This window comes from Micrococcus sp. MS-ASIII-49 (assembly GCF_000946635.1).
Classification (GTDB): domain Bacteria; phylum Actinomycetota; class Actinomycetes; order Actinomycetales; family Micrococcaceae; genus Micrococcus; species Micrococcus luteus.
In genome coordinates this window covers 21,212-33,744 of the sequence record NZ_JXSP01000174.1, presented here as the reverse complement: position 1 = coordinate 33,744, position 12,533 = coordinate 21,212, and the positions used below count along the sequence as shown (strand labels likewise).

The window sequence follows — 12,533 nt, the reverse complement described above, 5'->3', positions numbered from 1 at the left end:
TAGAGTTGACGGCATGACCCGCCCCGATCCCTCCGCGCACCGGGGCGCCCCCCTGCCCTCCGCGCTGGGGGCGTGGCGTCGCCGGCCGCAGCCGCCTCTGCGCCCCGTCACCCCGGCCCCCGCGGGACCCCGTTCCGCCGCTGCCGCCTCCCTGCCCACGGTGGAGGAGGTCTCCGCCGGCGGCGTCATCGTCCGCGAGCATGACGGCGGCCTCGAGGTGGCCGTGATCGCCCGCTACAACCGCGGTGGCCGGCTCGAGTGGTGCCTGCCCAAGGGCCATCCCGAGGGCGAGGAGGACCACCGGCAGGCGGCCGTGCGCGAGGTGGAGGAGGAGACCGGGATCGCCGGCCACATCCTCGAGCCGCTCGGCGCGATCGACTACTGGTTCACGGTCGCCCGGCACCGCGTCCACAAGACCGTGCACCACTTCCTGCTGCGCGCCACGGGCGGCGAGCTGACCACGGAGAACGACCCGGACCACGAGGCCGTGGACGTCGCATGGGTGCGCCTCGAGGACGTCGCGCGCCGCCTCTCCTTCGCCAACGAGCGCCGGATCGTCGACCTGGCCCGCCAGGTGGTCGACCAGCACTTCCCCCCGGGCGGTGCCCGGGGCCCCCGCCCCTGATCCACCGCCCCCGGCACGGGGCCTTCCGACCACGATTGGGTGACCCTTGAGCAGCAGACCCGCCCCGCGCCGAGCGCAGGACCCCGCCCACGCCGGCGTCGCCGACGAGGAGCCGACGACGACGGACCCCGCCCCCGCCACGGATCCGGCCGCCGTGGACCCCGCGGACGAGACCCCCGAGGGCGAGCGCCGCGCCGGCCGGTCCACCGCGATCATGGCCTCCGGCACGCTCCTCTCCCGCGTGCTGGGCCTCGTCCGTGCGACGCTGGTGACGGTGGCGATCGGCCTGTCCGCGGACATGGCCGACATCTTCGAGATCGCCAACTCCCTGCCGAACGTGATCTACCTGCTCCTGGTGGGCGGCGTGTTCAACGTCGTGCTCGTGCCGCAGCTGATCAAGCACGCCCGCGACGCCGACCGGGGCGCGGACTACACCTCCCGCCTGATGACGCTCGGCACGCTCGTGATGCTCGCCGGCACGGTGGTGGTCATGCTGGCGGCGGCCCCGCTCATGACGGCCCTGACCCGCGGCTGGTCGCCGGAGAAGCTCGAGATGGCCACCGTGTTCGCCCTGTGGTGTCTGCCCCAGGTGTTCTTCTACGGCATGTACGCGTTGGTGGGGCAGGTGCTCAACGCCAACGGGCGCTTCGGCGCCTACATGTGGGCGCCGGTGCTGAACAACGTCGTCGCGATCGGCGCGATCGTGCTGTACCTGGGCATGTTCGGGGCGTACCGGGCCGGGGACGACCTCGCCGGGTGGACGAGCGCACAGACGGTCGTGCTGGCCGGCGGCCACACCCTGGGCGTCGTGCTGCAGGCCGTGATCCTCTTCCTGCCGCTGCGCGGGCTCGGCCTGGGTCTGCGCCCGCGGTTCGGCTGGAAGGGCATCGGCCTGCGGGACACCGGCCGGATCGCCGGGTACACCCTGATCACGATGGTCGCCACGAACGTGGTGCTCCTGCTGTGCCAGCGGTACGTCACCTCCGCCACGGAGGCCCGCGACCGCGGCGAGCTGCGCATCCCCGGCACGGAGACCTGGAGCGCCGAGATGGCGCAGGCGGCCATCCCCGGTGTGGCCGCGTACAACATGGCGATGCTGATGGCCGTGCTGCCCCATTCGGTGTTCGTGCTCTCCCTGGCCACCGTGCTCTTCAACCGGTTGGCCCGCGCCATGGGCCGCCAGGACATGTCCGCGGTGCGGCGCACGACGGCGCAGGGTCTGCGCGCGTTCACCGTGCCGCTGATGTTCTGCCTCGCCGGCGTGGTGGTCCTGGCGGGCCCCCTGGGCCGCGTCTTCGGCTCGACGGCCGAGACGGCGATGGTGGCCGGCGTCGCGGTGGGCTCGGTTCTGCTCGCGCTGGCGCTGTCCATCCCGTTCCGCTCGGGCTCCTTCTACCTGCTGCGCGTGTTCTACGCCGCCGAGGACGCCAAGGTGCCGATGGTGGTCCAGGTCAGCGGCTCGCTCCTGATGCTGCTGCTCTCGTGGGCGGGCGCGATGCTGCTGCCGCTGTGGTCCATGGCCCTGTGGGTCGCGGTCGCCTCGTCCGTCTCGTACGTGTACCAGTTCGTCCTGACCCATGTGCTCACCGTGCGCCGGTTCGGGGACTACGGCCTCGCATCCGTGCTGCGTGCCCACGTCCAGACCGGCCTGGCCGCGCTGGCCGCGGCGGCCGCGGGCGTCGTCGTCGTGTGGCTGCTGGGCGGGTACACCGGCGGGTTCGCGTGGAACTCCATCGGGACGGCGCTGCTCACGTGCGCGGTGGCGGCCGTGGCGATGGGTCCGGTGTACCTGATGGTGCTGCGGGCCATGCGGTTCCCCGAGCTGGACGACGCCCTCCGGCCGCTCGTCGCCCGCGTGCCGGCGCTGGGTCGTCTGCTGCGCGTCGGCTGATCTCTGGCCGCGACGGCCACGCCACGTATCATCGGATTCCGACCCCGTCGTCAGGAGAAGAGCCCGTGCCCCAGCCCATCGCCGTCGGCGCCGTCCTGGGCGGCCGCTATCGCATCACCCAGCACGTGGTGACGTCCGCGGACCAGGACATGGTGTTCCTGGGCACGGACCAGGTGCTCAACCGCCGCGTCACCGTGCTCGTGGCCTCCCGTGAGAACGCCACACAGGTGGCCTCGTCCGCGCGGGAGCTGGCCACGGGCGAGCGCACCGACGACGTGCAGGTGCTCGACCTGGGCCTGTCCGAGGGCCGCACGTACCTGATCGCCGGCGGGGACCCCGACCCGGACGTCCTGCTGGGTCTGGCGTACCCGCAGGAGCTGCACGTGGAGCCGTTCCAGACGGACAGCCTCGGCTCCGAGCTGTTCGGCGAGTCGCGGACCCAGGACCCCCACGCCTACGACGACGACGAGGCGTACTACACCGACCTCGACCGGCGGCTCCGCGCGGACGAGGACGAGGCCCAGCGTCGTCCCGGGTTCCTGAACCGCCTCTCCGAGCGCCTCGCCGAGCGGGTCCGACCCTCCGACGGCACCGCGGCGAAGGCGGCCGCCGGGGCGTCGGCCCTGGCCGCGGCGGACGCCGCCACCCGGAAGCAGCAGGAGGAGCGCGAGCGGGCGGAGCGGGAGGCTGCCGAGCGCGCCGAGCGGGAACGCAAGGAGGCCGCCGAGCGCGCAGAACGCGAACGTCGGGAGGCGGAGGAGCGTGCCGAGGAGGAGCGCCGCGCCGAGGCCGAGCGCGCCCGTCGCCAGGCGGAGCAGGAGGCTGAGGAGCGGGCCGCGCGCGAGCGGGAGGCCGAGCAGGCCCGGCTGGCCGCGGAGCGGGAGGAGGCCGAGCGCCGCGAGCTCGAGCGCCGGGCCGAGGCCCGCCGTCGTGCCGAGGAGGAGCGCGCCCGGGAGGCCGAGCGGCGCGAGGCTGAGAAGCGCGCGGCCCAGGAACGCGAGGCCGCGGAGCGCGAAGCTGAGAAGCGCGAGGCCCAGGCGGGCACCGCCGCACTCCCGGCTGTCGCGGCGGGGGCCGCCGCCGCGCAGACGACCGACGCCGATGCCGACGGGGCTACGCCACCCACCGAGCCCGTCGAGCCCGTGGCGGCCGAGAAGACCGACGCGCCGGAGCCGGTCGCCCCGGACACCGAGGCGATCCCGGTGCGGCGCCAGCGCCCCGTCCCCCGCCGAGCGATCGTGGCCGAGTCCGCGCCCACCGTCCGTGAGGAGTCGCGCGGCACGGCCGCTCCGGTGGCTGCCGCGGCCGGGGCCGCAACGGCGGCGGGTGCCGCGGCTGCCGGTTCGACGGCCGCCGCCGCGGCTCCGAATGCTGAAGCTGCCCCGGCCACCACCGGGGGCGACGACGGCGCCACGGTGGCCGACCCGGGCGACGGCAACGGCCGCACGCGCGGCGGCGGTCCGCTGGCCCTGCTCCTCGTGCTCGGCCTGCTGGCCGCACTCGTCGTGGGCGGGGTGCTGCTGGCCCAGAACCTGCGCGGCGGGCCGGCCCCGCAGGCCGCGTCGTCCGAGTCTGAGTCTGCGTCGTCCGAGTCCGCATCGGACACCCCGTCGCCGTCGGAGAGCACCAGCCCCTCCCCCACCCCGTCCAGCGAGAGCGCCGCGGCCGCCCCGCAGCCCGTCCAGGCCCTGCGCTCGGTGCCGGACCTGCCGGAGCACGAGGCCGAGCACGACGCGGACCTGAGCAACCTCATCGACGGCGACCCCACCACCGTGTGGCGCACCTTCGCCTACGCACGGCCGAACTTCGGCGGCTATGTGGAGAGCATGAACCTCGTGGTCCAGCTCGAGGAGCGCACCGAGGTGAACGAGGTGACCCTGCAGAGCACGGGGGCCACCGGTGGCGCCTGGTTCGCCTACATCGCCGACTCCCCCGAGGGCGCGAACGCCAAGGAGATCGGCAACGGCACCTTCGACCAGGACACCGTCTCCATCCCCGTGCCGTTCGAGGGCACCGAGGCCGAGGCCGAGTACGTGATCGTCAGCCTCACCTCGCTGCCCCAGCTGGAGGGCACGACGTCGGACCTCCCGTTCGGCCTGCGCCTCGGCGAGATCGCCGTCCGCTGACCCCGCGCCCGGGCGACGGCGCGCCGGACCTTCCGGCCGCCGTCGCCGGACGTCGTCGCACCGCGGCCCCGGCACCGCGGAATACCCGCCCGTGGCTCCGCCGTTGTCCTGGAGGAGCGTCCACCACCCCGATCCACTGGAGGAACCCGTGGCCCCCACCGCCCAGGACCAGAGCGTCCACAACGTCGTGATCGTCGGATCCGGCCCCGCCGGATACACCGCGGCGATCTACACCGCCCGCGCCGAGCTCTCCCCGGTCCTGGTGGCCGGGGCGGTGACCGCGGGCGGCGAGCTGATGAACACCACCGAGGTGGAGAACTTCCCGGGCTTCCCGGAGGGTGTGCAGGGGCCCGAGCTGATGGCGAACCTCGAGGCCCAGGCCCGCCGGTTCAACACGGAGGTGGTCTACGACGACGTCGTGCAGGCCGACCTGACGTCGAACCCCAAGGTGCTCACGCTCGGCGACGGCACCCAGCTGCGCACCCACGCGGTCATCCTCACGACCGGCTCCGCCTACCGGAAGCTCGGCGTTCCCGGCGAGGAGCGCCTCTCCGGCCACGGCGTCAGCTGGTGCGCCACGTGCGACGGCTTCTTCTTCCGCGAGCAGGAGATCGCGGTCGTGGGCGGCGGCGACTCCGCCATGGAGGAGGCCCTGTTCCTCACGAAGTTCGCGTCCAAGGTGACCGTGCTGGTCCGCAAGGACGAGCTGCGCGCCTCCAAGGTGATGGCCCACCGGGCCATGGAGAACGAGAAGATCGAGTTCCGCTGGAACACCGAGGTCACGGAGGTGACGGGTGACGACAAGGTCAACACCCTCCGCCTGCGGGACACCCGCACCGGCGAGGCGTCCACGCTGGACGTGACCGGCCTGTTCGTCGCCATCGGCCAGGACCCGCGCACGGACCTGGTGCAGGGCCAGGTGGAGCTCACGGAGCACGGCACGATCCGCATCGACCATCCGTCCTCGCGGACCTCCCAGCCGGGCGTCTTCGCCGCCGGCGACGTCACGGACCACACCTACCGCCAGGCCATCACCGCCGCCGGCTCGGGCTGCGTGGCCGCCCAGGACGTGGAGCACTACCTCGCGACCGTGGCCGACGTGGAGGAGGCCGCGCCGGCCGGCCCGGAGTCGGACGCGGTTCCGGCATGAGCCACTGACTCATGACCCCTGACAGAGCGTCATGAGTCATGTCGATAACACCCCTGTCCACCCTCGTCAGACACAGAACGACCCCCAGGAGGCTGCCATGAGCACCATCACCGTCACCGACGCCGACTTCGACCAGAAGGTCCTCCAGTCCGAGCTGCCCGTCCTCGTGGACTTCTGGGCCGAGTGGTGCGGCCCGTGCCGCATGCTCGGGCCCGTCCTGGAGGACATGGCCGTGGAGCACGAGGGCAAGGCCGTGATCGCCAAGCTCAACGTGGATGAGAACCCGGCCATCGCCGCGCGCTACGGCGTCACCTCCATCCCGCTCGTCGTGGGCTTCCAGAACGGCGAGAAGGTCGTCGAGTCCGTGGGCGCCAAGCCCAAGGCCGCGCTGGAGAAGGAGTTCTCGGCCCTGCTCGGCTGAGCCCCTCCCCCACTCACCACGACGGCCCCGTCACCCGAGAGGGTGACGGGGCCGTCGTGCGTCGATCTTCAGGACCAGCGGCGGGTGCCCGTGGACGCCGTCCGCGGGAAGTCCGGATCAGGACTTCTTGCCCTTCCCCTTGCCGTCCTGACCGCCCTGGATGAGGTCCATGATGCGGTTCAGGTCCTCCACGGTGGTGAAGTCGATGGCGATGCGACCCTTGCGCGCGCCGAGGGTGATCTTCACGGCGGTGTCCAGGCGGCTGGTGAGCGCGGTGGCGTAGTGATCCAGGCGCTCGTGGCGGGCGTCGTCCGTGCTGCGCCGCGGCGTACGGCCCGGCCGGAGCCCGCCCTGCAGCTGCGCGACAGCCTCCTCCGTGGCCCGGACGGACAAGCCCTCCGACTGGATCCGCTGCGCCAGACGCTCCATGTCCGACGGGTCCGTGAGACCGAGCAGCGCGCGAGCATGACCGGCCGAGAGCGTGCCGGCGGCGACGCGGCGCTGCACGAGGGGCGGCAGCTTGAGCAGCCGCAGCGTGTTGGAGATCTGCGGACGGGAACGGCCGATGCGCTGGGAGAGCTCTTCCTGCGTGCAGGCGAAGTCCTCCATGAGCTGCTGGTAGGCGGCGGCCTCTTCGAGCGGGTTCAGCTGGGAGCGGTGCAGGTTCTCCAGCAGGGCGTCCCGCAGGAGGTCCTGGTCCGGAGTCTGGCGGACGATCGCCGGGATGGTGTCCAGGCCGGCCTTCTGGGTAGCGCGCCACCGGCGCTCGCCCATGATCAGCTCGTAGGGGGTGGGGCCGTCCACCTCGCGCACGACGATCGGCTGCAGGATGCCGACTTCGCGGATCGAGGTGACCAGTTCCGCCATGTGGTCCTCGTCGAACACCTCACGCGGCTGCCGGGGGTTGGGGTGGATGTCCCCCACCGGGATCTCCCGCAGGACCGCGATGTCCGCGGACACGGTCCCCTCGGTCGCGGCGGACTCAACGCTCGAGTCCGCCGGTTCCTTCCTCGACGACGTCGCGGAGGTGGGACGCTTGCTGGGCGCCTTCACCGTCGGCATGGCCGGACGCCCGTTGCTCGAACGCGCCGCAGGTGCGTCCTCGGAGTCTGCGGAGAAGAACACGTCGACGGGACGCTGCGCGGGTCGCGAGGCACGCTTCGATGAGGTGGGCCCTGCCTTCGTGGCGGACGCGGTGCCCCGGCCAGTCGTGGACGTTGATTTCGAGACCTGAGCGGCGCCGCCCGTGGTCTTTCTCTGGGAGGCCGACGGGGCAGGATCGCTGGACTTCCCTGACGTCTCGGTCGTCGCGATGCTCCGCGTCGATGTCATGGTGGTCTCCGCTGCCGCGTCGGCCTTCGGGCCGCTCTTCGCCGGCGTCGGAGAGTCCTTCGGGGAGGGTGCCTCGGCGTTCTCTTCCGGGGCTTCTACAGTGCTCTGGATCAGGGCGCCGAGGCCTCGCCCCAGGCCTCCTCGACGGCTCGTCTTCAACGGGTCCTCCTGCAGTGAGTGGGTCTGCGATCAGTGTAGGTGAGCGGCCTGGTCTCGATGATCCCGGGCGACGGAAAGACAGTCCTCGAGGTGCTCTGGCCCTGACTGGCGGGGGCGTGCGAGGGTCTGGCCTGCACGGGGTCGGCGATGCCCTGCTCTCGGTTCTGGCGTGGACGCGCGTGCTCGACTCGGACGGCTGAAGGTGGATGTGCGGGCCATCCACCTCCCGTGAGGGTGGGCGTTTCACGTGGAACGCTTCGTGGGTGCGCCCCAGAGCGGCCTCGCTGGAATCCTCAGGGCCCTCTCGGCCTTCCTCTGGCGGTTCACCCGTTTCACGTGAAACACGATGTCTGAGCTAACGAGTGAGCGGCAACAGAATCGCAGTTGCAATCGCTAGTGTTACATCTAAGCACTCCCGGCCAAACTTCCGTGTGGATGGTCCTCAGATTGCGGGTCACCCCCATGATGTTGTGCGCCATGAGATGCGGAATGGGGGAGCAGCAGCGGAGTGCTCATGCCACTTCCCCTCAGAGCTATGCGGACACTCAAATCTTTGAGCAGGTCGGTTTGGATTTCTCTAGTTCCTGTATTCAGTGCCTCCGCTCTCCGCAGCATCCTCGGGCGATGTCTTGGCGTCGATGTTTCACGTGAAACAGGATGAGTCTGCCGGCAAGAGCAGGACGTACGCCCCGTGGAGCACGAATCAGATCCATCGTGAGCGACTCCCACGTTCTTGGACCGCTCCTCGGCACGTAGTCCCAACACGGAATCGTTTGCTCGCGGAACAGCCCCGGATGCTTACGCCGCGGCACGGTGCACTCACCCGGGGTTCGTTTCACGTGAAACGTCCCGTTCGAAGATTTGACCGTGCACTGGTGCCACGGAAGTCCGCCCACGAACGGGTTGCATTCAGATGCCGGCGTCCATAGGGGCGTGAGATGCGTTCGAGGTTCAGACTCCTCGCGTTGCTGACGTCGTGACCCGGGCGCGTCGAGCGCCGGACGTCGGTCGTTCGGTTTCACGTGAAACGTGGCGGCGTACTGGGCGCGAACGCCGGGTCGCGGGTCCCATGTCGCGCAGCTTGCACCGACTTGTGCCGTTGACCGTACTGTTCGATGCAGTCGCTGCCGTCAGCAGCGGCCGTACAGTCATATGGCAGGCCCTTCCGCCCGACAGACCGGACCCATTCCTCCCGTCTGCCCATTCCGCCCATTAAGGTTCACGTCCGACTCGTGTGGAACCGGGTCTTCACCCGTCCGTCCGCACGCGACTCCCTCCAGGGATCGACGCTAGATCTACGCGCGATCATCGTGTTTCACGTGAAACCCCCGGCCACCACCTGAGTGATCGACGTCCTGCTTCCACGTCGTTGCAGGGGTCAAAACCGTGCGGCCTGACCGTCCCGCACTGAGCTGATGGGGGTTTCCCGGGGGAGGGGACCCAGACTGACTCAGCATTCCCCTGCCGACCCCGTACCTAGCCGTCGGGCCGCGCTGGGGATTCGCCAGACCAACCAGCGCCATGGTGGCACCCACGGCCACCTACCCACGGCGTCCCCTTGTCCACAGATCTTGTCCACATATCAACATCGACGATAGCCGCTAACCACTGCTGACTCCGCAAAGTGCCAGCTCACATGCTTGTCCTTGTATACATTGGGGGCGCGCGGCCGCCCCTCTTCGCCGGAATCTTTTCTACTCCGCACACAGGAATGCACAGTAGAACTGTCCTTCTGGCGCCGCCGTTCGGCCCCTCCAACTCAGACGAATCACAGCAGCCCACCATCGCCGCTGACGTCTGCTCTCGCACACGCTCACGGCAGACCGGCCGCGCGCCTCGCGGCGACACCACAGCTCGAGCTCCGCTCTGGCCCCGATTCCCTGAACGTCACCGACGGGGAGGAGGGCTGACCGTGGGGGAGAGGGAACACCCAGTCACAGCACCCGGCCTGCTCGCTGGCTGCATCCTCGAGGCTGCAGCGCACCCGGGTGAAGGTGGAGGGACGGACCATGCCCTGCACGGCCGCGCCCGGCGGCCAGGACGTTCCCCACGCATCGCGCAGCTCCCGAGGAGCACTTCAACGCAGGGTGCACCACCGGCCCTCACAGCCGCCGTCGCCGCCCCGCCGCCATGCCGTCCACCCCGTGAGTTCGTGCGTCGCCGCCCGCGGCTGCTCCCAGGCCTCGCGACAGGTGCGCCTGGCCGGCGGCGGAGGGGCCGGCCCAGCGAAGGAGAGGGGAGCGTGTCAGACGGACGCAGTCCACCACGGGCACCCCTCCCCATCGTCCCGCCGCGGCGGCACCACGCGCGCACCCTCGGAGAAGGTCGTTTCACGTGAAACACGAACTTCCGATATGCCCAGCGTTTCCGCTTGTCTTTTCACCCCCCATCTTCCGGGCCACGCTCACTCACGACGAAGCCCGCCGGGGGATCGCTCCCTCCGGCGGGCTTCGTCGTCGTCAGCAGCGCCATTTGGCGACCGCAACAGCGGGTCGCCTGGGCGTCAGCCCTTCAGGGCCGTCGGCGCACCGCGGCCGGCGATCTCCGCGGCCGCCTCCCGGTACGCCACGGCGCCGGCCGAGGCCGGGTCGTAGGTCAGCACCGTCTGCTGATAGCTGGGGGCCTCGGAGATGCGGACGTTGCGGGGGATCGCGGTGTTCAGCAGCTGCTCCGGGAAGTGCGTCCGGACCTCCTCCGCCACCTGCACGGCGAGGTTGGTCCGCGCGTCGAACATCGTCAGCAGGATGGTGCTCACCTGGAGGCGCGGGTTCAGGTGTTTCTGGATCATCTGCACGTTCTTGAGCAGCTGCGAGAGGCCCTCGAGGGCGTAGTACTCGGCCTGGATCGGGATGAGCACCTCCTCGGCCGCCACGAACGCGTTGACCGTCAGCAGGCCCAGGGACGGCGGGCAGTCGATGAACACGTAGTCCAGCCGCTCCTGGCCGTCCTCCTCGCGCCAGGCGGTGTACGCCTCGAGCGCCCGAGACAGTCGCTGTTCGCGAGCCACCAGCGAGACCAGCTCGATCTCGGCACCGGCCAGGTCGATCGTCGCGGGCACCACCTGCAGGCCGTCCACGTCCGGGGCGTCCTGCACGACGTCCTGGATCTCCATCTCGCCCAGGAGCACGTCGTACACGGAGGCCACGTCTCCGGTGTGGGGGATGTTCAGCGCGGTGGACGCATTGCCCTGCGGGTCGATGTCGACCACCATCACCCGCATCCCTGCGCGGGCGAGGGCCGCGGCCAGGTTGACCGTCGTCGTCGTCTTGCCGACGCCGCCCTTCTGGTTGGACGTCGTGAACACGCGGGTGCGGTCGGGGCGCATCAGACGGCGACGCTGGAGCCGCGCGGGCTCCTCGGCGTCGGCGCCGCCCTTCTCGGCGGTCCGGCCGGTCCACTTCTGGCGCAGGGCCCTCCAGGCCCCACCCCGGCTCTCCTGCTCCTGCGCCATGCGGCTCTACCTCCTGGGTCGCGGGTGTGCGGATCTGCTGCCGCCCGGCCCGTCCCGTCCCGGTGGGGGAGGGGTCAGCGGGGACGCGCGCTGACGCGCACGACGGTGGTGGTCTCGGGCAGCAGGCCCTCGCCCACCGTGAGGATCTCGGGCTCGGCACCACCATACTTGCGCAGGGCCTTGCGGGCGGCGGCGATCTCGTCGGCCGCGGAGCGGCCCTTGATGGCCAGCAGCTCCCCGGCGCCCTGCAGCATCGGCATGGTCAGCGGCACGAGGGTCTTCAGCGCGGACACGGCGCGGGCGGTCACGACGTCGACGTCGAGGTTCCCGGAGACCTGCTCGGCGCGGCCGCGGATCACGTCCACGTTCTCCAGGCCGAGCTCGGCGACCACCATGTCCAGCCACTCCACGCGCCGCTCGAGCGGCTCGATGAGCAGGAACTGGCAGTCGGGGCGCGCGAGCGCGAGGCACAGGCCGGGCAGGCCTGCGCCGGAGCCGACGTCGGCCACGAGCGCGCCCTGCGGGAGGAGCTCCTCGACCACGGCGCAGTTCAGGACGTGGCGCTCCCAGAGACGGGGTGCCTCGCGCGGACCGATCAGGCCCCACTCGATGCCGGTGTCCGCCAGGTGGGCCACGTACGCCTCGGCCCGGGGGAGGGCCTCGCCGAACAGCTCGACGGCGGCCGGCCGCAGCGCATCGGTCAGCGGCGGCGCCGGCTGCCCCACGGGCGCGGGGCGGTCGCCCCGGTCCTGCGGATCCAGCCCGGGGCGCCGCTCGTAGGCCGAGCCCCGCTCAGTCATCGGCGGAGATGACCACGTGCCGGCGGGCGCCCTCGCCCTCCGACTCGGAGGTCAGGCCGGCGTCCGCGACGACGTCGTGGACGATCTTGCGCTCGTACGCGCCCATGGGCTCGAGGTGCACGGGACCCTCGCCGGCGCGGACGCGCTCGACGGCCGCCTGGGCGGCGGTGCGCAGGGCGACGTTGCGGCGCTCCCGGTGCCCGCAGACGTCCAGGATCAGCCGGGAGCGGCGCCCCGTGGCGGCGAGCACGGCCAGCCGGACGAGCTCCTGCAGGGCCTCCAGGGTGCGGCCGTCGGGGCCGACGAGGCCGTCCAGGCGCTCGTCGTGGTCCTCGGAGACGACGGACACGTACGTGCGCCCGTCGCGGACCTCGATGTCGATGTCCCCGTCCAGGTCCGCGATGTCGAGCAGCTCCTCGACGTAGTCCGCGGCGACGTCGCCCTCCTCCTCGAGGCGGCGCACCGCCTCCGAGACGGCGGCGTCGTCCTGCTCCGCGACGCGAGAGCCCTGGCCCGCGGGGGTCTCGACGACGGCGTCCTCGGCCTCGGGGGCCGGGGTCACGTTCTCGGCGGACATG

The 12,533-nt window shown here is 71.5% G+C and carries 9 protein-coding genes; 5 read left to right on the top strand and 4 right to left on the bottom strand.

All coding sequences use genetic code 11. The features are described from left to right. Positions 1-13 precede the first annotated feature (13 nt). From SJ20_RS11125 to trxA, 5 genes are all read left to right on the top strand, one after another. A complete protein-coding gene (locus tag SJ20_RS11125) occupies positions 14-625 on the top strand; it encodes an NUDIX hydrolase (protein WP_041102508.1) in 612 nt (203 codons plus the stop codon). Positions 626-671: 46 nt separating this feature from the next. After that, the gene (gene murJ / locus SJ20_RS11120) at positions 672-2,516 is read left to right on the top strand and encodes a murein biosynthesis integral membrane protein MurJ (RefSeq protein WP_002857806.1); all 1,845 of its coding nucleotides are present in this window, start codon (positions 672-674) and stop codon (positions 2,514-2,516) included. A 65-nt stretch (positions 2,517-2,581) separates the two neighbouring features. Continuing rightward, positions 2,582-4,642 (top strand): hypothetical protein, encoded by a 2,061-nt coding sequence (locus tag SJ20_RS11115; protein WP_044659948.1) that lies wholly within the window; start codon positions 2,582-2,584, stop codon positions 4,640-4,642. A gap of 148 nt (positions 4,643-4,790) precedes the next feature. Continuing rightward, positions 4,791-5,792 carry a thioredoxin-disulfide reductase gene (gene trxB / locus SJ20_RS11110; protein WP_044659947.1) on the top strand — a complete coding sequence of 334 codons (1,002 nt, stop codon included), beginning with the start codon at positions 4,791-4,793 and terminating at the stop codon, positions 5,790-5,792. Positions 5,793-5,823: 31 nt separating this feature from the next. Then, complete coding sequence (gene trxA, locus SJ20_RS11105) at positions 5,824-6,213, top strand: thioredoxin (RefSeq protein WP_326847851.1); 390 nt, start codon at positions 5,824-5,826, stop codon at positions 6,211-6,213. Positions 6,214-6,330: 117 nt separating this feature from the next. Here trxA and SJ20_RS11820 read toward each other — a convergent pair whose 3' ends face one another. The 4 genes from SJ20_RS11820 to SJ20_RS11080 form a co-directional block, all read right to left on the bottom strand. Next, positions 6,331-7,704, bottom strand: a complete 1,374-nt coding sequence (locus SJ20_RS11820; protein WP_082067648.1) for a ParB/RepB/Spo0J family partition protein — start codon at positions 7,702-7,704, stop codon at positions 6,331-6,333. A gap of 2,503 nt (positions 7,705-10,207) precedes the next feature. Then, positions 10,208-11,155, bottom strand: coding sequence for a ParA family protein (locus SJ20_RS11090; protein WP_044659946.1), 948 nt, complete (start codon positions 11,153-11,155; stop codon positions 10,208-10,210). Between the two features lie 74 nt (positions 11,156-11,229). Continuing rightward, positions 11,230-11,955 (bottom strand): 16S rRNA (guanine(527)-N(7))-methyltransferase RsmG, encoded by a 726-nt coding sequence (gene rsmG, locus SJ20_RS11085; RefSeq protein WP_082067647.1) that lies wholly within the window; start codon positions 11,953-11,955, stop codon positions 11,230-11,232. Beyond that, entirely contained in the window at positions 11,948-12,532 is a 585-nt protein-coding gene (locus tag SJ20_RS11080) for a R3H domain-containing nucleic acid-binding protein (protein WP_044659945.1), read from the bottom strand. The genes rsmG and SJ20_RS11080 overlap by 8 nt, the downstream gene beginning before the upstream one ends. Position 12,533: the final 1 nt, after the last annotated feature.

Excerpts from the sequence above, each read along its gene's own strand:
- SJ20_RS11125 (WP_041102508.1), top strand. The coding sequence starts at position 14 with ATGACCCGCCCCGATCCCTCCGCGCACCGGGGCGCCCCCCTGCCCTCC.
- trxA (WP_326847851.1), top strand. The coding sequence starts at position 5,824 with ATGAGTCATGTCGATAACACCCCTGTCCACCCTCGTCAGACACAGAAC.
- SJ20_RS11090 (WP_044659946.1), bottom strand. The coding sequence starts at position 11,155 with ATGGCGCAGGAGCAGGAGAGCCGGGGTGGGGCCTGGAGGGCCCTGCGC.
- rsmG (WP_082067647.1), bottom strand. The coding sequence starts at position 11,955 with ATGACTGAGCGGGGCTCGGCCTACGAGCGGCGCCCCGGGCTGGATCCG.
- SJ20_RS11080 (WP_044659945.1), bottom strand. The coding sequence starts at position 12,532 with ATGTCCGCCGAGAACGTGACCCCGGCCCCCGAGGCCGAGGACGCCGTC.